General features: G+C 51.3%; 17 protein-coding genes and 1 other RNA gene. 7 read left to right on the plus strand and 11 right to left on the minus strand.

Annotation, left to right across the window (positions count from 1 at the left end):
• Positions 1-32 precede the first annotated feature (32 nt).
• The 3 genes from HVA01_RS07095 to HVA01_RS07105 are packed head-to-tail and all read left to right on the plus strand — an operon-like array spanning position 33 to position 2,969.
• Positions 33-1,166 (plus strand): ABC transporter substrate-binding protein, encoded by a 1,134-nt coding sequence (locus tag HVA01_RS07095; protein WP_218031539.1) that lies wholly within the window; start codon positions 33-35, stop codon positions 1,164-1,166.
• The gene (locus tag HVA01_RS07100; protein WP_146874338.1) at positions 1,156-2,226 is read left to right on the plus strand and encodes a FecCD family ABC transporter permease; all 1,071 of its coding nucleotides are present in this window, start codon (positions 1,156-1,158) and stop codon (positions 2,224-2,226) included. The genes HVA01_RS07095 and HVA01_RS07100 overlap by 11 nt, the downstream gene beginning before the upstream one ends.
• Positions 2,220-2,969: an ABC transporter ATP-binding protein gene (locus HVA01_RS07105; RefSeq protein ID WP_146874340.1), complete on the plus strand. Its 750-nt coding sequence runs from the start codon at positions 2,220-2,222 to the stop codon at positions 2,967-2,969. Before HVA01_RS07100 ends, HVA01_RS07105 begins: the two co-directional genes overlap by 7 nt.
• On the opposite strand, the gene HVA01_RS07110 is transcribed toward HVA01_RS07105, so the two are convergent.
• The 4 genes from HVA01_RS07110 to grpE all read right to left on the minus strand — a co-directional run bounded on the left by HVA01_RS07110 (position 2,947) and on the right by grpE (position 7,944).
• The gene (locus tag HVA01_RS07110) at positions 2,947-3,846 is read right to left on the minus strand and encodes a DMT family transporter (protein WP_146874342.1); all 900 of its coding nucleotides are present in this window, start codon (positions 3,844-3,846) and stop codon (positions 2,947-2,949) included. The two genes, HVA01_RS07105 and HVA01_RS07110, sit on opposite strands and share 23 nt — an antisense overlap.
• A gap of 104 nt (positions 3,847-3,950) precedes the next feature.
• Positions 3,951-5,108, minus strand: coding sequence for a molecular chaperone DnaJ (dnaJ, locus tag HVA01_RS07115; protein ID WP_146874344.1), 1,158 nt, complete (start codon positions 5,106-5,108; stop codon positions 3,951-3,953).
• A gap of 114 nt (positions 5,109-5,222) precedes the next feature.
• Complete coding sequence (dnaK, locus tag HVA01_RS07120) at positions 5,223-7,157, minus strand: molecular chaperone DnaK (protein ID WP_146874346.1); 1,935 nt, start codon at positions 7,155-7,157, stop codon at positions 5,223-5,225.
• A gap of 145 nt (positions 7,158-7,302) precedes the next feature.
• Positions 7,303-7,944 carry a nucleotide exchange factor GrpE gene (gene grpE / locus HVA01_RS07125; RefSeq protein WP_146874348.1) on the minus strand — a complete coding sequence of 214 codons (642 nt, stop codon included), beginning with the start codon at positions 7,942-7,944 and terminating at the stop codon, positions 7,303-7,305.
• A gap of 198 nt (positions 7,945-8,142) precedes the next feature.
• On the opposite strand from grpE, the gene recN reads away from it, so the two are divergent.
• Positions 8,143-9,816, plus strand: coding sequence for a DNA repair protein RecN (gene recN, locus HVA01_RS07130; protein ID WP_146874351.1), 1,674 nt, complete (start codon positions 8,143-8,145; stop codon positions 9,814-9,816).
• A gap of 155 nt (positions 9,817-9,971) precedes the next feature.
• Here recN and fur read toward each other — a convergent pair whose 3' ends face one another.
• A complete protein-coding gene (gene fur / locus HVA01_RS07135) occupies positions 9,972-10,424 on the minus strand; it encodes a ferric iron uptake transcriptional regulator (protein WP_146874353.1) in 453 nt (150 codons plus the stop codon).
• Positions 10,425-10,496: 72 nt separating this feature from the next.
• Here fur and HVA01_RS07140 point away from each other — a divergent pair, with 72 nt between their 5' ends.
• On the plus strand, positions 10,497-10,955 hold the full coding sequence (locus HVA01_RS07140) for an outer membrane protein assembly factor BamE (protein WP_146874356.1): 459 nt from the start codon (positions 10,497-10,499) through the stop codon (positions 10,953-10,955).
• Between the two features lie 18 nt (positions 10,956-10,973).
• On the opposite strand, the gene HVA01_RS07145 is transcribed toward HVA01_RS07140, so the two are convergent.
• Together HVA01_RS07145 and HVA01_RS07150 are read right to left on the minus strand one after the other, a co-directional pair.
• Positions 10,974-11,291, minus strand: coding sequence for an RnfH family protein (locus HVA01_RS07145; RefSeq protein WP_146874358.1), 318 nt, complete (start codon positions 11,289-11,291; stop codon positions 10,974-10,976).
• Positions 11,281-11,715, minus strand: coding sequence for a type II toxin-antitoxin system RatA family toxin (locus tag HVA01_RS07150; protein WP_146874360.1), 435 nt, complete (start codon positions 11,713-11,715; stop codon positions 11,281-11,283). The genes HVA01_RS07145 and HVA01_RS07150 overlap by 11 nt, the downstream gene beginning before the upstream one ends.
• A 125-nt stretch (positions 11,716-11,840) precedes the next feature.
• Between HVA01_RS07150 and smpB the strand changes: the two genes are divergently transcribed.
• Together smpB and ssrA are read left to right on the plus strand one after the other, a co-directional pair.
• Positions 11,841-12,332 carry an SsrA-binding protein SmpB gene (smpB, locus tag HVA01_RS07155; RefSeq protein WP_146874362.1) on the plus strand — a complete coding sequence of 164 codons (492 nt, stop codon included), beginning with the start codon at positions 11,841-11,843 and terminating at the stop codon, positions 12,330-12,332.
• A 45-nt stretch (positions 12,333-12,377) separates the two neighbouring features.
• Positions 12,378-12,757: a transfer-messenger RNA gene (gene ssrA, locus HVA01_RS07160) on the plus strand.
• Between the two features lie 364 nt (positions 12,758-13,121).
• Here the strand turns inward: ssrA and HVA01_RS07165 are convergent.
• The 4 genes from HVA01_RS07165 to HVA01_RS07180 form a co-directional block, all read right to left on the minus strand.
• Positions 13,122-14,123 (minus strand): DUF4062 domain-containing protein, encoded by a 1,002-nt coding sequence (locus HVA01_RS07165; RefSeq protein ID WP_146874364.1) that lies wholly within the window; start codon positions 14,121-14,123, stop codon positions 13,122-13,124.
• 137 nt (positions 14,124-14,260) lie between these two features.
• A complete protein-coding gene (locus HVA01_RS07170; protein ID WP_146874366.1) occupies positions 14,261-15,298 on the minus strand; it encodes a DEAD/DEAH box helicase family protein in 1,038 nt (345 codons plus the stop codon).
• Positions 15,283-16,848 carry an ATP-dependent nuclease gene (locus HVA01_RS07175; protein ID WP_146874368.1) on the minus strand — a complete coding sequence of 522 codons (1,566 nt, stop codon included), beginning with the start codon at positions 16,846-16,848 and terminating at the stop codon, positions 15,283-15,285. Before HVA01_RS07175 ends, HVA01_RS07170 begins: the two co-directional genes overlap by 16 nt.
• Before the next feature lie 101 nt (positions 16,849-16,949).
• Positions 16,950-17,711, minus strand: coding sequence for a HEPN domain-containing protein (locus HVA01_RS07180; RefSeq protein WP_146874370.1), 762 nt, complete (start codon positions 17,709-17,711; stop codon positions 16,950-16,952).
• Between the last annotated feature and the right edge of the window lie 449 nt (positions 17,712-18,160).

An 18,160-nucleotide genomic window follows, 5' to 3' on the forward strand; every position in this document is an offset into this window, starting at 1 on the left:
ACGTTTAACCAATATCGACTATGGGTCTCAAAATGCTCAACTCTCTGCGTGTAAAATGCCTGCTTGGCACTATCGTTATGTTTAGCAGCTGCGCCGCAGCCATGGCGGACGCTATCACCATCACCGATATCGCCGGCCGTGAAGTCACCCTGGATGCCCCCGCCGAGCGGGTTATTTTGGGTGAGGGCCGTCAAATCTACCTGTTGGGGCTGCTCGAGCCGCAAGACCCATTTGCCCATGTGGTCGGCTGGCGTGAAGACTTTTCGCAGGCAGATCCCGATAACTATGCCCGCTACGCCGAACGCTTCCCAGAAATGGAAACAATCCCCACCTTCGGCGGCTTTAAAGACGGCACTTTCGATGTTGAGCAGGCCGCCTCGCTTAACCCCGACGTTGTGCTGATGAACCTTGAAGCGAAAGCCGCCACCGAAGACGCTGCCTACGACGATAAACTGGCACAGCTTGGCATTCCCATCGTCTATGTGGATTTCCGTGAAGATCCGCTTGAGAACACCATTCCCTCTATGCGCATTATCGGCCAGATCATGGACGATGAAGAGAGAGCCGAAGCGTTTATCGAGTTCGCCGAGGCGCAGTTGGCACGGGTAACCGATGTCATTGCCGACCAAGACCCCGAGCGCCCGAGCGTGTTTATCGACCGCGCAGGCGGTTACACCGACGAGTGCTGCATGAGCTTTGGCCCTGCCAACTTTGGCGAATACGTAACCTTAGCGGGCGGCATCAATATCGCTGAAGGCATTATTCCCAACAGCTTCGGCAACCTGAACCCTGAACAGATTATTGCTGCCAACCCTGACCATGTGGTTGTTACCGGCGGCAACTGGGATGCCTATGTGCCCGGCGGCAACTGGGTCGGCGTGGGCCCTGGTGCAGATATGCAGCGCGCTCGCGCTAAGCTTGAAGCGCTCACCGAACGCACCGCAATGACCGGCATCGAAGCGGTGGAGACCGGCAACGTGCACGCTATCTGGCACCAGTTCTACAACAGCCCCTACTTTTTCGTCGCTATCCAGCAGCTAGCTAAGTGGCTGCACCCCGAGCTCTTTGAAGACCTGGACCCGGAAGCCACCATGGAAGAACTGCACGAGCGTTTCTTGCCTGTGGATTATGCGCCCGGCTACTGGATCTCCCTCCATGACGACTAAGAGCGTTGCGACGAAAGGCGATTCTCAGGGTCGTGCCTTCTATCGCACTCAGGTGTTTCGCCGCCAGATGATTTTGCTGGCCCTGGCGATCGCCCTGCTCTTTAGCCTGTGTGTCGACCTGGCACTCGGCCCGGCGCGCTATAGCCTGGGCGAAGTAATAGCGGCGCTACTCCACCCTCAGGATGTCAGCTTACAGATGCGTGTTGTGCTGTGGGAGATCCGCATGCCGGTGGCACTGATGGCACTGGTGGTGGGGGCCAGCCTCTCGGTGGCCGGGGCACAAATGCAAACCATACTGAGCAACCCGCTGGCCAGCCCGTTTACGCTGGGAATTTCCGCCGGGGCCAGTTTTGGTGCGGCATTAGGGCTTGCCTTTGGCGTGGCACTCGTCCCAGCGGCCATTGAGTTTGTGGTGCCCATTAATGCCTTTGTGATGGCCATGTTCACTGCGTTCTTGATTCATGCCTTGAGCCTTAAGCGCGGCGTGACGGTGGAGACCATTGTGCTGCTCGGCATCGCCATGGTGTTCATCTTCAACTCACTGCTGGCGCTGATTCAGTTCTTTGCCAGCCAGGAGGCGGTATCCGCCGTGGTCTTCTGGACCATGGGTAGCTTAACCAAAGCCACTTGGCCCAAATTCTGGATCGCGCTTAGCATTCTCGCGCTATCAATGCCGCTACTGGCCCGGCATGGCTGGGCGCTGACCGCCATGCGTTTAGGCGATGCCAAAGCCGAGAGTATGGGCGTCAACCCCCGCGCGCTGCGTTTAGAAGTGTTGGTACTGGTCTCGCTGCTGGCCGCCATCGCGGTGGCGTTCGTGGGCACCATTGGGTTTATTGGCCTGGTGGGCCCGCATATTGCGCGTATTCTACTTGGCGAGGATCAGCGCTTCTTCCTGCCCGGCTCGGCCCTGTGCGGCGCGCTGATTCTCTCCGTCGGCTCGGTCATCTCAAAAATCATTATCCCCGGCACGATTATACCCATCGGCATTATCACCTCGCTGGTGGGTATTCCTTTCTTCTTATTTCTGGTGCTTAACCACAAGAAGGCCGCATGGTAACCCTACAGTTAAACGCCGTGTCTGCCCGCTATGGGCGGCGGCAAATTCTAGACGAAATCACCACGCCCGGCTTCTCGGGCGGCGAGATAGTGGCGTTGCTTGGCCCTAACGCAGCAGGCAAATCAACCCTTTTTCGGCGCATTTTAGGGCTGTTAAAAGGCGAGGGCGACGTCATTATCAACGGCACGACTGCCGAGCGACCGATCGCCTATATGCCCCAGGATACCGGCGCTAGAGCGGTACTCTCGGTTTATGAGTCGGTGCTTTTGGCGCGTATGCAGGGGCGTGGGCTAAAAGTACAGTCAGAGGATCTCACCCAGGTCGACAAAGCCCTGGCGGAGCTCAATATCAGTAGCCTTGGCGAGCGTGATCTCGGCGACCTTAGCGGTGGGCAGCGCCAGTTGGTCAGCGCTGCCCAAGCCCTGGTGCAAGAGCCCGAGATTTTAATGCTGGACGAGCCCACCTCGGCACTCGATCTTAACCGCCAAATTAGCCTGTTGACGGTGCTGCGCCGGTTGGCCGACGAGCGCCAGATGCTGATTTTGGTGGCTCTCCACGATTTGGGCCATGCGCTGCGTTTCGCCGACGCGGCCATGCTGCTTGAAAACGGCCACTTGATCGCCTGCGGCCCCACCGCCGAGGTGATTACTCCGGCGCTATTACGTCAGGTCTATCAAGTTGCCGCGCGCATTGAGCCCTGCTCGAAAGGTCAGCCGCAGCTTATCGTCGAAGCAGCCCTTTAAGCCGTCGCCCTTCCATGGCCGCTAGTGCTACCCCGCTTAACATCAGCGGTAGCGCTAGCAAAAAGCCGCTGGACACCGGAATGCCAAACAGCACCCAATCAGCTAGCACGGGCCATACCAGGGCAATATATTCGAAAGGCGCCAAACGCGACGCCTCCGCGTAGCGCAGGGCAAGCGTCATCGCAATATGCGCAGCGCCGCCAAACAGGCCCGATAGCACCAACAGCGCAAACTCCCCTTGGGTAAGCGCCGCCCAACCCAGCGGAAGCGTTGCCAGCCCGGCCAGCGCTGCCACCAAAATAAAGTAAAAGGCGATTGAAGCCGCCGTTTCCGTTCGCGAAATACGCCTGACGGTGAGTAGCGCCCCGGCGGTTAACAGCGCACTCAGCGCCCCTAACGCGTATCCGGTCAATTGGCCACTGTTTGAACTGGCATTAAGCCCCGGCAAAATCAGCACCGCCACCCCGGCAAGCGCCAGCACGACGCCGCCCGCGCGATAAAGCGAGAAGCGCTCCCCCAGTAGCAGCACGCCCCCCAGCGCCATAAAAACCGGCGTCAGCTGGGCAAGCAGGGTCGCCTCGGCCACGGGCAATAGCGCCACCGCGGCAAAGGAGGCAAACATCGCCGCCGCCCCCAACCCAGAACGCAGCGCATGGCCCAGCGGACGGCGCGTGGCCAACCCCTGAGGAAACTCCCGCCGCAGCACCAGAAAAATCACGATAGGCAGCAGTGCAAACAGCGAGCGGAAAAACACCGACTGCCCCACTGGCACTTCGTCACTCACGGCTTTAATGCACACCAGCATGCCCGTAAACAGAGCGCCTGACAGCACGCGTAACCAAATACCTAAGCCAGGCCGTTCGTCGCCACCCACCATTGCGTCTTATTCCCTTATAAAAAAATAACCCCTTACAGAGCAAGGGGTTATTATCAACCTACAGGTAATAGAATACCACTGGCAGCATCCTTTAAAGCGCTATGTTACGGCTTTATATCTTCAAAGAAGCTCTTCACGCTATCGAAGAAGCCGGTTTTCTTCGGCGAGTGACTATGGCTATTACTGTCGTCGAAGCTCTTTTGCAGCTGGCGCAGCAAGTCGCGCTGCTCGTCGTTAAGCTTCACCGGTGTTTCCACGACCACTTTACATAGCAGGTCACCCGGCATACCGCCGCGCACTGGCTTCACGCCTTTGCCGCGCAGACGGAACAGCCTGCCGGTTTGCGTTTCCGGCGGAATTTTCAGCTTCACACGGCCATCAAGTGTCGGCACTTCAAGCTCGCCACCTAGCGCGGCATCGACAAAGTTGATCGGCACTTCACACTGCAGGTGCCGACCGTCGCGCTCAAAGATGTGGTGCGGCTTAATCGCCACCTGTACGTAAAGATCACCGGGCGGGCCACCGTTAACGCCGCTTTCACCTTCGGCGTTCAGGCGGATACGGTCACCGGTGTCCACACCGGGCGGAATCTTAACGGAAAGCGTCCGCGTTTCACGTACACGCCCATCGCCGTTGCACTTGTGGCACGGCACCTTGATTTGCACACCGGTACCGTGGCAAGTGGGACAGGCCTGCTGCACCGCAAAAAAGCCTTGCTGCATGCGTACTTGGCCGTGGCCGTGGCACGTGGGGCAGACTTCTTTTGTGGTGCCAGGCTCGGCGCCATCGCCATCGCAACGGTCACACTCGATATGCCGCGGCACGCGAATATCCACCGTGGTGCCTGAAACGGCGTTCTCTAAATCCAGCTCTAGGTTGTAGCGCAGATCGGAGCCACGCGCCGGGGCATTAGGCCCACGACGGCGGCCACCGCCTCCGCCAAAAATATCGCCAAACACATCGCCGAAAATATCGCTGAAATCACCGGCACCAGCGCCACCGAAACCACCACCGCCAGCGCCGCCGCCACCTTGGCCATCAACGCCTGCATGGCCAAACTGGTCATAGGCAGCACGCTTTTCGCCGTCGCTCAGCACTTCGTAGGCTTCAGACACTTCGCGGAATTTTTCCGCTGAGGTTTTATCGTCCGGGTTTCGGTCAGGGTGGAATTTTTGCGCCAGACGGCGATAGGCCTTTTTGATCTCTTTCTGATCGGCCCCTTTTTCGACACCCAGGACTTCGTAATAATCGCGTTTGGACATAGGTCCTACGCCTCCTGGTTAGCTATGCATTCAACTTTAGGCGTCTCGGACGCGGAAACAGCAACGCGGGAGTTAGCTCCCGCGTCACCACTTTCCTTGGCAGAAAGAGGTTAATTACTGCTTTTTCTGATCGTCGTTGACTTCTTCGTACTCGGCGTCAACCACGTCATCTTCCGGCTTGGAGCTTGTGCCTTCAGCACCTTCACCGCCCTCTTGCTGCGCTGCTTCCGCCTGCTCGGCGTACATTTTCTGAGCTAGCTGACCTGAGGCTTCGGTTAGCGCATCCAGTTTCTTCTGGATATCGTCGGCATCGTCACTCTTCACTGCTTCTTCCAGCTCGGTGATGGCCGTTTCGATCGCCTGCTTTTCATCGTCAGTGGCTTTGTCGCCCGCTTCTTCAACCGTTTTGCGCGTGGCGTGAATCATGCCATCGGCTTGGTTGCGCAGCTGAACCAGCGCTTCGAACTTTTTGTCCTCTTCGGCGTGAGTTTCGGCGTCGCGCACCATCTGCTCAACCTCTTCCTCGGAAAGACCGCTAGACGCCTTAATGACAATCGACTGCTCTTTGCCAGTGGCCTTGTCTTTCGCCGAGACGTTCAGGATACCGTTGGCATCCAGGTCAAAGGCGACTTCGATCTGCGGCACGCCGCGCGGTGCAGGCGGAATGTCGGCGAGATCAAAACGACCCAACGACTTGTTCTGCGATACCTGCTTACGCTCACCCTGTACGGCGTGAATAGTCACTGCCGTTTGGTTGTCATCCGCGGTTGAGAAGGTTTGTGTCTTCTTGGTCGGGATGGTGGTGTTCTTTTCGATCAGCGGCGTCATCACGCCACCCAGGGTTTCAATGCCCAGGGTGAGCGGGGTAACGTCGAGCAGCAGTACGTCTTTAACGTCGCCGCCGAGCACGCCGCCCTGAATCGCAGCACCCACGGCGACTGCTTCGTCCGGGTTAACGTCTTTGCGCGCTTCTTTGCCGAAGAAGTCCGCGGCATTCTTCTGCACCATCGGCATGCGTGTCTGACCACCGACCAAGATCACATCGTCGATTTCAGACGCGGACAGGCCAGCGTCTTTCAGCGCCATTTTGCACGGCTCAAGCGAGCGTTGAATCAGGTCTTCAACCAGCGATTCCAACTTGGCACGGGTCACCTTCACGTTCAGGTGTTTCGGGCCAGTGTTATCGGCAGTGATATACGGCAGATTCACATCGGTCTGCTGGGCGCTAGACAGCTCAATCTTGGCTTTCTCAGCGGCTTCTTTAAGACGCTGCATCGCCAGATTGTCGCCCGACAGGTCAATACCGCTGTCAGACTTGAACTGGTCAACCAGGTAGTTGATCAGCGCCAGATCGAAATCTTCACCGCCCAGGAAGGTGTCGCCGTTAGTGGCCAACACTTCAAACTGGGTTTCGCCGTCAACATCGGCAATTTCGATAATCGAGATATCGAAGGTACCGCCACCCAGGTCGTAAACCGCAATGGTTTTGTCGCCGCGGGTTTTATCCATACCGTAGGCCAGTGCGGCAGCGGTCGGCTCATTGATAATGCGCTTAACTTCAAGCCCCGCGATGCGACCCGCATCTTTTGTCGCCTGACGCTGGCTGTCGTTGAAGTAGGCCGGCACGGTAATCACGGCGTCGGTCACTTCTTCACCGAGGTAGTCTTCGGCGGTCTTCTTCATTTTCTTCAGCACTTCCGCACTCACCTGCGGCGGCGCCATTTTCTTGCCTTTTACTTCGACCCAGGCATCGCCGTTGTCGGCTTCGCTGATCTTGTACGGCACCATTTTAATGTCTTTCTGGACAACGTCGTCTTTAAAACGACGGCCGATTAGACGCTTGATGGCGTAAAGCGTGTTTTCGGGATTGGTCACCGCTTGGCGCTTGGCCGCCTGACCCACCAGCGTTTCACCATCATCGGTGTAAGCGATGATGGACGGCGTGGTACGGCCGCCTTCGGCGTTTTCAATCACCTTAGCGCTGTCTCCATCGAGCACGGCCACACAAGAGTTAGTGGTGCCCAAATCGATACCAATAATACGTCCCATTGCAAATACCTCGAATTCGGTTGTTACAAAACTGAAAATTTAGCTTTTAAAGCTTTTTTGCGGGATATCCCGCAGGGTTACCCCTTATTTGGGGGCCGCTGCTGGCTTTTCAAGGCTTTTTTTCACACCTTGTGTTGCCATTGGCTTAACTGGCTTTCTGGCTCACCACCACCATGGCCGGGCGCACCAAGCGTCCATTGAGCAAGTAACCTTTCTGCATCACTTCCATGACAGTGTTCGGTTCGAGGTCAGGGTTGGGCACCATGGTCATGGCTTCATGCACCTGAGGGTCGAACGGCTCGCCATGGGGCTCAATGCTTTCAACCCCAAACTTATTGAGGACATCCAGCTGCATCTTCAAGGTCATGGAGACACCTTCACGATGGACCTCGGAGGCGCCCTCCTGCATGGTCTCAAGCGCTTTTTCCAAACTATCCACCACGGGCAACAGCTCTTTAACAAACTTTTCTAACGCAAACTTGCGCGCTTTTTCGGCGTCTTGTTCGGCACGACGGCGCACGTTTTGCGCTTCAGCGGCGGCGCGCAACGCCTGATCTTTGGCTTCAGCCAAGCTTTGCTCCAACTCTTCGACCTTTTCGGCCAGCACTTCCGCTTCGGGGTTATCAACGCTGCCTTCTAGCGGCTCTTCGTCATTGATCAAGCCTTCCAGCTCACCTTCTGCCAAGCGCTCTTCAGCGGCTTGCTCTGCCGCCTGCTCGGCGCCATCGGCTTCTTGCTCTTGGCGGGCCAGCTCGTCATCCAACGGGGTTTGCGGTTCTTTGGCCATGTTGTGCTCCTAAAAAGTAAGGCGCTGCCACACCGGGCTAGGCGCAAAAAGTAAGGCTTTAGCTAACTATCCACGCTATATGGGGGCCATAAATGTCATCTCAAGAGGGTGCATTGAAGTGAGTTATTAACTACTGTATAAAACAACAACTATTGGATAAGTATCCAGCTTCTGTGCCATACCGCCTCAGGAGGCGCCATGCTCACTCAGCTCGCTATTCAAGATTTCGCCATCGTCGATCACTTAGAACTCGACTTAACCGGTGGCATGACCGCGATTACCGGGGAAACCGGGGCGGGAAAATCCATCCTGCTGGGCGCCCTTGGGCTCTGCCTGGGCGAACGCGCCGAGGCTGGCAGCGTGCGCCACGGCCGCGAACGCACGGATCTCTCCGCACGTTTCGATATCCAGCACCTGCCGGCCGCCGTCGAATGGTTAGCGGCTCGCGAGCTCCCTGCTGAGGAGTGCTTGCTGCGCCGTGTCGTCACTGCTAACGGCCGCTCCAAGGCGTGGATTAACGGCCACCCGGCGACTATTTCGGATCTCAAGTCCCTCGGCGAGCAGCTGATTCAGGTTCATGGGCAACATGCCCATCACGCCTTGATGCGCGAAGAGACCCATCTGGCGCTGCTTGACGATTACGCCGGGCTTGGCGATAGCGCGATGCAATTAGCCGAGACATTTCGCCAGTGGCGCAAGGCGCGCCGTCAATTGAAGAAGCTGAGCGAAGAAGGCAGCGAAGTAGACGCCAAGCGCCAGCTATTGCGCTACCAGGTTGAAGAACTCGACCAGCTCGGCTTGGCAGAAGGCGAACTGGCCACCCTGGAAGAAGAGCAGCACACGCTTGCCCATGCCGAAGAGACGCTACGCGAAACTCAGTTTGCCGCCGACTGCTGCGCTGGCGATGAGGGCGGTGCGCTTTCGTTACTCAACCAGGCTTTCACCCACCTAAGCGCCCTGCCAGGTAGTGACAAAGGCACCCTGGCGAACACACTGGCCATGTTGGGTGATGCGCGCATCCAAGTCGAAGAGGCTTCCAGCGAGCTTAACCGCCTCGCCAGCACTACCGAATTAGACCCTGAGCGGCTGGCCTGGGTGGAAGAGCGCATGACCGATGTGCATCGGATTGCCCGCAAGCATCATGTTGCCCCCGAAGAACTCTGCGCTCTGCATGCCAATTTACAGCGGGAAGTCGCACAGCTCGAAGAGGGGGGCAATGACCTTGAAGCACTCAGTGCCCAAGTGGTCGAGTACCGCGAGCGCTACCGCCAAGACGCTAAGAAACTCAGCGATAAGCGCCAAAAAGCCGCGCTACGCCTGGGCAAAGAGGTACAGCAGCAGCTGGGCTATTTAGCCATGGGCAAAGCACGCTTTGAAGTGGAGGTTAGCGCGAAAGACGCGCCTTCTGCGGAAGGGCTTGATCGCGTGCAGTTTTTGATTAGCGCCAACCCCGGGCAACCCGCGCGCCCGCTGACCAAAGTCGCTTCCGGCGGCGAACTGTCGCGGATCAGCCTAGCGATTCAAGTTGTCGCGGCGACGCACTCGACGGTGCCCAGCCTGGTGTTTGACGAAGTGGACGTAGGTATCTCAGGCGCCACCGCCGAAATAGTCGGGCAGCTGCTGCGCAAGCTGGGCGAAAACGGCCAGGTCATGACCGTGACCCACCTGCCCCAGGTGGCCGCACAGGCGCACCAGCACTTACATATCGAGAAACAGGCGAAACGCGATACCACGCTGACGCAAATGGCACTGCTCAACGAGCAAGGCCGCATCAGCGAGCTTGCTCGCATGCTGGGCGGTGTAACGCTTTCTGACCAAACGCTCGCCCACGCCCGTGAGATGCTGCACGCTAGCCAGCGCCCACCGCACTAATGGGAGAGCGCCTCTCAGCGCCTCCCCATCGCTATACGTAAAAACCAAAAGTCATGCCTAGAAACAACAAAAACGCTCCTGCCTACTTAGCCAATTTCACCGGTAATGAAATTGACTAGGCAGGGCAGGAGCGCTCTCTGTTGCGACCCACGAATTTACTTCTTATTCGTAGGCCCGCTGTCTTGGCGGGTTATCTCAGACCCACGTGGACGGACGTAAAGCACCAAAGCATGATCGACTAATTCGTAGCCATGCTCTTCAGCGATTTCTTGCTGACGTCGTTCAATGATTTCATCGACAAACTCAATGATTTCACCGCTTTCAAGGCACACCATGTGGTCATGGTGATCCTCTTGGGTCATCTCAAATACCGCATGGCCACCGTCAAAATTATGACGTATGACCAAGCCAGCCGACTCGAATTGAGTCAGCACGCGGTAAACAGTCGCCAGGCCAACATCTTCGCCCGCGTCAATCAGTGTTTTATACACTTCTTCCGCGCTTAAGTGGTGCTGGCCCGAAACATTTTCGAGAATCTGAAGTATCTTGACGCGCGGCAGGGTCACTTTTAGACCGGCTTTGCGTAATTCATGGTTCTGATCGGCCATGGTCGCTCTTCGCAGTAACTGGTTAGGTCGGGTATGATCAACCGAAACCACGATAGTGAAGAATAGGCCCAAATGCAAAAATTGACTCAAATCATCACGCTCTCCGTTGCCCTTACCGTTGTTAGCGGCTGTAGTTACGTTGGCGTGTACAAGCGCGACATTCCTCAAGGCAACCTTGTCACTCAAGAAATGGTCAGCCAGCTTGAACCTGGCATGAGCCAGGAACAGGTCACCTATGTGATGGGTAAGCCATTGTTGGAAGCGCCCTTTGACGCCAGCCAGTGGGACTATGTGTTCCGTCTCGACCAGGCGTATGGCGATGTGGAGCAGCGGCGCGTCACGCTTACTTTCGACCCCCAAGGGCGCTTGGCGAACATCGAACAAGAAGGCGATTTTTCCGCACCGCTTTTGCTCGATGGCGAGAGCAGCATAGGGCCAGCAGCTGAAGGAATTGATCCCCTCGATGCGCTGCCTGAAGAAAGCACACAGACGCCTATACCGCCAAGTGAGCAGCCCGTTTCGCAACCGTAAGCGGTTTTAGAATCGCTTTTAGCGCTCCTGGTCGCTTGCTTGACGCTTTGCACGTGCTAAGCGAGCGACCTTAGGGTCGACGGCCAGCGGTCGGTATACCTCGACTCGATCGCCATCACGTAATGCATGTGCCTCGGGGTTGCGTAGCGCTTTCCCGAAGACACCCAGCGGCGCCTGTGTAAACGTGTCACTGGGCAGTTCGGGAAACAGCGCAGGTAAATCGGCCGACGCCACGGCTTGGCGCGCAGTAGTGCCCTCAGGCACCCTCAGCGCCACTATGCGCTGTTTGTGCGGGAGTGCGTAGGCAACCTCGACAGCGAGCCTTTCAGCGGCCATACAGCTCGTTGGCGCGCTTCGTGAAGGCATCGACTAACTGCCCGGCTATTTGCTGAAAGAGCTTTCCGAAGGCCATGCCAAGCAGGCGATTGGCAAATTCAAATTCCATTTCCAAACTGACTTTGCAAGACCCCTCTCCCATGGGGATAAACAGCCAGCGTCCTTTGAGTCGCTTGAAGGGTCCTTTGACTAGCGACATTTCAATGCGCTCGGGTGCGAAAAGGTCATTGCGAGTGGTAATGGTTTGCTCGACCCCGGCGCGCCCCAAGGTCATTTCACCAATGAGATGGGCTTCGTCATGTTCGAGCAAACGCGCATGACGGCAGCCGGGCAGGAATTCCGGGTAGCGTTCGAAGTCGTTGACCAAATCGAACATTTTCTGGGGGGTGTGCCGCACTAAGGCGGAACGATTGACGGTTGGCATTGACCTCTCCGCTGACTTCACAGTGCCCAAAGCGTATCATGGGAAACAATTTTTAGACCTTAAATGGTATCACGCCTCCCCAAATAACGAAGGGGATGCCACTGACAGATTAATGATGAGGTTCCATGGCCACAAAGAAAGGTAAAAGTAAGGGTCCCGGCAGCAGCGTTATCGCCCAGAATAAAAAGGCGCGGTTCGAGTACCACATTGACGAAACCTTCGAGGCTGGGTTATCACTCGCTGGCTGGGAAGTGAAAAGCTTGCGCGCCGGCAAAGCGCAGCTCACCGATACCTATATTCTAGTACGCAACGGCGAAGCGTTTCTGCTGGGCAGCCATATCATGCCGCTGAACACGGCGAGCACCCATGAGATTGCTGACCCGACGCGCACTCGCAAATTGCTGCTGCATCGTAAAGAGATCGCCAGAATCTTTTCGATTACCCAGGACAAAGGTCACACCTGCGTGCCCCTCAAGCTTTACTGGAAACGCAATAAAGTGAAGTGCGAACTGGCGCTAGTGACCGGCAAACAGCAGCATGACAAGCGCGCAACAGAAAAAGATCGCGACTGGAGCCGCCAAAAAGGTCGAATTATGCGGGAACATAACAAGGCATAACTGGTCAATCAGTTGTGAGCACGTTAGAATACGTACTTGTAATAAGGGGGCGACATGGTTTCGACGCCGGTAACAACCCTTGCGGTGCATGCCGAGAGCGTGATGTATCTCGTAAATCCCACATCACGAAAAATAGTCGCAAATGACGAAAACTATGCTCAAGGCGCGCTAGCAGCTTAAACACTGTTAGCTTCTTGTCTGGCCCCAAGGTGATGTGCCTATTCATCACTGAGGGGATACGAGCTAAAGCTGATAGGATCGCGATTGGTGGTGTCTTCTCACCAGTCGTTAAACTTTAGAAGACTCGCGGGACTGAATCCTGACCGTCGGAGTCAGTTCCGCTAAATCAAATGACGGAATCTAAGCATGTAGAGCCAATAGGCGCGTGCTGGCGGACGCGGGTTCAATTCCCGCCGCCTCCACCACCTTACTATAAAAATCAAGCACCTACGGGTGCTTTTTTTGTGCCTGTGGGCTCAAAAAGGCCTGTTTAGGCATAGCTATGTCAACATTTGAGTCAACGTTTTTATTGGTCTCTTCATTTACGCAGGACTAGCCAGTTCGTTGCCCCCCTTCTACCGGCCTATTGGCCTCAGTGCTTATGACCAATGTCGTTTTCGATGACGTGTGCGAAGCTCAGCTGCTGTACTTTTTCAACGGCTGAAATCGGCCAGAAGCGGTCTTTAAGACGATGCTTATGAGACACCTTGCTAAGAGGTGAGCGAACGTGTGCCATACTTGAGCGAAACGGATATGGCACACTTTTAGGAATCCATCTTAAGCAATATGTTATGCTTCCTTGCTGACGACTCTATGTTTCAGCATTGTTTGCATACCTAAATCTGTGAGAAGCCACTGAGCTTGCGGATGTTCATTATCAATGTTAATTAACCGTAAAGCTAAGAATTGAATTCTAATTGTATATAAATCTTGATCATCTACGGCTAATGATGTCATTTGGAAATTATTACTATCTGTCTTACTAAATTGCCGTGCAGTAAAATTATTTACATCACTGTCAAAAGCTTTGTCAGCTATAAAAGGTGATATTGCACCAAAAATTTCGCTCCAGGACACTGAATTATGCCATTTACAATATTGAGTTTGTTGTCCCATAGACCTCGCATATAAGCTATATGTTCCATGTATATCGATTACACTATCCCAGTCAGCTAACTCCTCTCTTGGAATCACTGGCTGAGAAACCTGACTCTCTTGGAGTTGCAATTTCAGTTCATCGTTACGTTTTCGTAGATCATTAATTTCAAGGAGTAACTCTGGAGATGCTGCTGAGTCTGCTCTAATCCAACCAACAGCAGGGAATAATCTCATCGTTTTATTTAGACTAAGCGATACTTCTCCTGGCAACTGAGCAGCATTGTCCCAAAATCTGACCAATCGACCATCACTAACCTTTTCCCTAAAGCTCTGGAGTTTTTGATAAATTTCATCTTCAATTTCAGTTTTTGATCGGGGCAGTTCGTCTGGAGATTTATGCAATAAGGCAATTATTTTGATACCTTTGCTAACAGCGTAATCAAACTCTTTTTCAGTATAGCTAAGCCCATCATCAGCTGTTGAACCATATCGACCACCAATGATGAGCAAATAATAGTCACAATCGTCGATTATTCTTTTGATAAATTCCCATTGCTCCTCATCTGCAGCCGGAAACAGCTCCATACCAGCAGGAATACAGTCCATTTCCATTAACGTTTGTAAAACACTTTGCCTTTCTTCCTGAAGATCAACATAAGTAGAACTTATAAAAACTTGATAGCGTTTATCCATATATTTTCCATATTAATTTGATAAAATGACGTGGCCGGTTGAGGGCATAACGCTTCACTCACCGGAATTTTGGGAGCGAAGCGAGTAAAATTTCCGCGTGCAGTGACTTGTTATACGCTTTCGTAAGCATGGCTCAATCACAACACTTGATACTTCTTTAATGATTTTTCAGAAACAAAATACAAATTTCCTTTTGCTCTGGTGCACGCCACATAAAGCTTGTTCTTTGTAGTTGGATTAAGCTGGTCTAGATCAGCGTTATCAAAAGCTTTTAGGGTTGTCGGGTTTAGCACTACACATACATCTTGGAAGTGATCTAATCCTTTTATATTTCCCCAGTTAGCAGTGTTTCCTGCATAACTATCACTTTTTTGATAAAAAAGCTTAACAACTGAGTCGTTATTGAAAATTGAATCAATCTCACCAACATTATTAACATATCCTACCACGACCTCATCTTCTCGATGAGATAAAATCTTAATCCCGATATTTTCAGATACAAAAGCACAAACACTAGGACTGCAGCGATAACTGTTTGATAGCGATGTTAAATCTATATCAAAGCCTGCTTTTTCTAGTTTATTGCAGTATTTATCAAAACATTCATGCAATGATTTCTGAGTATTTCCATCACGACTGGTGTCGAAAGTATGCTGATAAAAATCGCCTACCAATCGAATGTCTACATTTGCTTTTGCTAAGGCGCAGATTAGGTTGAAATCGTTTGCGGCGAAATCTTGCACTTCGTCAATAAACACTGAGTCATAGAACTTTTCAATTCTTTGTATTAAGTCAGGAATAACATCAAATTCAATTAGTAGTTTAGCTATACGATTTGAGTACAGCCGTCCACTCTTATCAATATAATGCTCTCTCGTATCCTTTTTTGAGCGTTGAGCGTACTGAGGTAAAGGGAAATTGAAGTTAATCCCCTTAGTTTTCAGCTCATATCCGCATATGGGTCTGAAGCAAAATGAGTATAAAAATGTAAAGTAGCTATATATTCGAATCCCGACTGGTATCTCGCCAAATTTATCAATTACTCTATTCTTTAGGTGTCGGGTATTGTTTTCAGTATAAGTAATTATTAAACACCGGCTATCATCATTAAGCGAACCAATGATGCTCGACGTTTTCCCTGAACCTGCAACGGCAAATACTACTCGTTTATCCATTGTATCGCCTGCTGAATATATTCCGGAGTATCTAAATCTTCTGAATGATTTTCCACAAGCCTTAGTGAACTTTCTGCCTTATTACTTAGCATGAAATCGAGAGGCTCTTTTTGTATATTTCCCCCAGAAAATAATGCGTCGCACATTGCTTTATTCTTGCGATAAAGACAGACCTCAAAGGTATAATTATTATCATCAGTGTCGGAGAAAACTTTAAGATTGTCTGCCGTATGGTCAGCATAGTTATCTACACATGTTCCTTGGTAATTTCCATCATTATCACGAATTACCGCCGCTCTAATGTTAAGAGTTTTTGCCAGTTCCATGTAGCGTTTAAAGCTGGTCCCACCCACAGAAATGACATGCACTTCATCTTCTTCTAGAGTCCTTCCGGTTGACCTTTTGTATAGTGCGTCAATCAACATATACTCCGCATCACCTTCAACAAGAATAACTTTTCTTGATAGCACAAACTCTAGAATATTATTGTCTGGTGCTTTCATGAAAAATTTTGAAGTTGAAGTTGATAGTTCATTTAGCTTAAGCGGCTTATCACTGTTGCTATTTAGAAGCATTGACTTTCTTAAATCTAATCGAGTACTTATTAAACTACTGTGAGTCGCGATAATTATTTGATTTTGATGGGACTCTGATATTTTTGAAATAAGCCTTTTCATATTGCTGTGGCTCAGATGATTTTCAGGTTCCTCTAAAAGCAGGGTATCTAACGTATTATTTTCAGCGTTACGATTTAGAGCAAAATCAGTTTTTATGAAGCACTGCTGCCCTTGTCCTCTAGCATCTATCGGAATATCATCTTGAGTCAGAGTGATATCAGCTTCCAGATTGTATTTTGACCCTGAGCGTATGGCCAGCTCGTAACTTTCTAATCCAGCATTGATATCTTTTAGTTTATTTTCTTTGAATTGTATCTTTTGTAACCGATATTCGTTGCTCAGACTTACTCTATTTGCATGCCCTACAGTGGAATCATAAACTGTTCTTATGTATTCGTTGTTTGCATACTCGCTATTAATTTTTGAGCTATCTATTGTTAAACACTTAAGAAATCGACGGTAACCGGAATATGCCTCACCATTAAAAGTAATGAATTTAACAATATAAAATTCAAACGGGAAATTTCCGTTATCCAACGCTAAAACCTGATTGATTTCATTGACTAACTCTTCATTAGGAAGGCAAATCATATGCAGGCCGCTAGCATTGATATTTTTCGAATTGTGCTTTCCAAAAAGATCGGGATTTGTATCATCACTCAAATAAGCTTCGACATGAACTTCAGGCAAGTTTTCAAACGTCTTATCACCCGCTAAGAATTCAATTATCGAGCCCTTATTAAGAATGGACTCAATACCTGTAGTCTCAACTTTATGCCTGCTTCCACTGGAAAGCAGTTCGATTGCTTGTAATATTGAGCTTTTGCCGGCTTCATTATCTCCAATGATAGTATTAATCTTTGAATCAAATTCGACTTCAAATTCTTTAAATCTTTTATAGTTAATGAGCTTTAGTTTTTTTATGTGTTGCATGATTTCCTTTTCCAGTTCTGTGGAAATGCTAGTAGATTAAGTTGAGCGTATAACGCCAGCAGCAAGGATGCGACGTCAGGAGCGTTCCTTGCCTGCATTGTTTATGCATTTACACGGCGAACCAAAGTCCTAGAGCATCCCATACTTATGAGGTGCCGTCTTAAATTACGATCTATATGCTGATTCAAAGATAGCACTAAAAATTCAACATCCTCTAATACCTTTTCAAGCTCAATATCTGAGATTGGCTGTGGGGAAACCTTTGGCCTATCACAGTTATGAATACAATCATGCCTTCTCTGGATAATCTTTTCATAGCGACTTCCCAGCTTATCTTGCATCGCTTTCTTTTTTTTATTTTTATCTCCTTGGGACAGTCGCCGATATTCAGTTGCGGATATTCCCATAAGCCGATGTTTTGCTGATTTATTTAGAAGCCAATTCTCCATCATATCTTTGCTTAGAATTTTATTATGATCATCCATGATGTGATTAAAAAGATCTTTTACTTTTTTCAGAGAAAGGACATTATCTTTTTCAATGAGTTCGCGAGCCGCGTTCCTCCACTTCCAGCTTGTATTTGAACTTCCAAACTGAAGAAGTGAGCTAATAGGCAATTTTAGCGACTTTATTTTATCTGTTAGCTTTACGCTATCATCCTTATTTTTCGCGTTAAGGATCTTGGACAAAACATCCGCAAAGGCATCACAAAAATACGCATCAAGTGCTCCTACAGCCATCATCCAAGAGGAACGATAAACGTCGTCTCTTAATACAGAATTTCCAAGACTGTCGGCATGAAGCTTTAGCTCTTTCGCCCTTTGGATATCTTGTTGAAAATGGCTCAAAGCCGTTGCTGGCATGAACTACTCCTTGACTGAATAACAGGTATTAGACTGCCCATCCTACGATTGGATAAACGAGCTGGCACTTTTTTCCGGCAAATGCAGCCTGCCAGATTGTCCCAAGCCCATGATTCTTCTAGCTATTAATTTAAATTTGGCAGTATAGCCAAAATTCGCGCTCCTGCTGCATTTCCCGGAATGTCCGCTTTGGGTCGTTACCCGTCAATGCCATCGATCTCACATTAGCATACCAATTTTAGCCTAGCACAGGATGCTTAAGTCGGCTGAGTATCGTAAGCTTGAGCTTTCAACGCCCAACCCCTGATGAGCAGGCTCTGCTATGGATAAGAAGGCCTTCAGTGAGCGCGACATTTTCACCAAGTTCATTACCCTGCGCTGGTGCAAATTGAGTGAGATATCCAAACCCAGTTTCGGCAAAAGGAAATCTTACCGCCGGGCGGGTCAGC

Origin of the sequence: Halovibrio variabilis (assembly GCF_007991175.1) — a bacterium.
GTDB classification, from domain to species: Bacteria; Pseudomonadota; Gammaproteobacteria; order Pseudomonadales; family Halomonadaceae; genus Vreelandella; species Vreelandella variabilis.

Excerpts from the sequence above, each read along its gene's own strand:
- dnaK (WP_146874346.1), bottom strand. The coding sequence starts at position 7,157 with ATGGGACGTATTATTGGTATCGATTTGGGCACCACTAACTCTTGTGTG.
- HVA01_RS07165 (WP_146874364.1), bottom strand. The coding sequence starts at position 14,123 with ATGGATAAACGCTATCAAGTTTTTATAAGTTCTACTTATGTTGATCTT.
- HVA01_RS07145 (WP_146874358.1), bottom strand. The coding sequence starts at position 11,291 with ATGGCCGCTGAAAGGCTCGCTGTCGAGGTTGCCTACGCACTCCCGCAC.
- HVA01_RS07150 (WP_146874360.1), bottom strand. The coding sequence starts at position 11,715 with ATGCCAACCGTCAATCGTTCCGCCTTAGTGCGGCACACCCCCCAGAAA.
- HVA01_RS07105 (WP_146874340.1), top strand. The coding sequence starts at position 2,220 with ATGGTAACCCTACAGTTAAACGCCGTGTCTGCCCGCTATGGGCGGCGG.
- HVA01_RS07100 (WP_146874338.1), top strand. The coding sequence starts at position 1,156 with ATGACGACTAAGAGCGTTGCGACGAAAGGCGATTCTCAGGGTCGTGCC.
- HVA01_RS07180 (WP_146874370.1), bottom strand. The coding sequence starts at position 17,711 with ATGCCAGCAACGGCTTTGAGCCATTTTCAACAAGATATCCAAAGGGCG.
- dnaJ (WP_146874344.1), bottom strand. The coding sequence starts at position 5,108 with ATGTCCAAACGCGATTATTACGAAGTCCTGGGTGTCGAAAAAGGGGCC.
- HVA01_RS07175 (WP_146874368.1), bottom strand. The coding sequence starts at position 16,848 with ATGCAACACATAAAAAAACTAAAGCTCATTAACTATAAAAGATTTAAA.
- fur (WP_146874353.1), bottom strand. The coding sequence starts at position 10,424 with ATGGCCGATCAGAACCATGAATTACGCAAAGCCGGTCTAAAAGTGACC.
- HVA01_RS07095 (WP_218031539.1), top strand. The coding sequence starts at position 33 with ATGCTCAACTCTCTGCGTGTAAAATGCCTGCTTGGCACTATCGTTATG.
- smpB (WP_146874362.1), top strand. The coding sequence starts at position 11,841 with ATGGCCACAAAGAAAGGTAAAAGTAAGGGTCCCGGCAGCAGCGTTATC.
- HVA01_RS07170 (WP_146874366.1), bottom strand. The coding sequence starts at position 15,298 with ATGGATAAACGAGTAGTATTTGCCGTTGCAGGTTCAGGGAAAACGTCG.
- HVA01_RS07140 (WP_146874356.1), top strand. The coding sequence starts at position 10,497 with ATGCAAAAATTGACTCAAATCATCACGCTCTCCGTTGCCCTTACCGTT.
- recN (WP_146874351.1), top strand. The coding sequence starts at position 8,143 with ATGCTCACTCAGCTCGCTATTCAAGATTTCGCCATCGTCGATCACTTA.
- grpE (WP_146874348.1), bottom strand. The coding sequence starts at position 7,944 with ATGGCCAAAGAACCGCAAACCCCGTTGGATGACGAGCTGGCCCGCCAA.
- HVA01_RS07110 (WP_146874342.1), bottom strand. The coding sequence starts at position 3,846 with ATGGTGGGTGGCGACGAACGGCCTGGCTTAGGTATTTGGTTACGCGTG.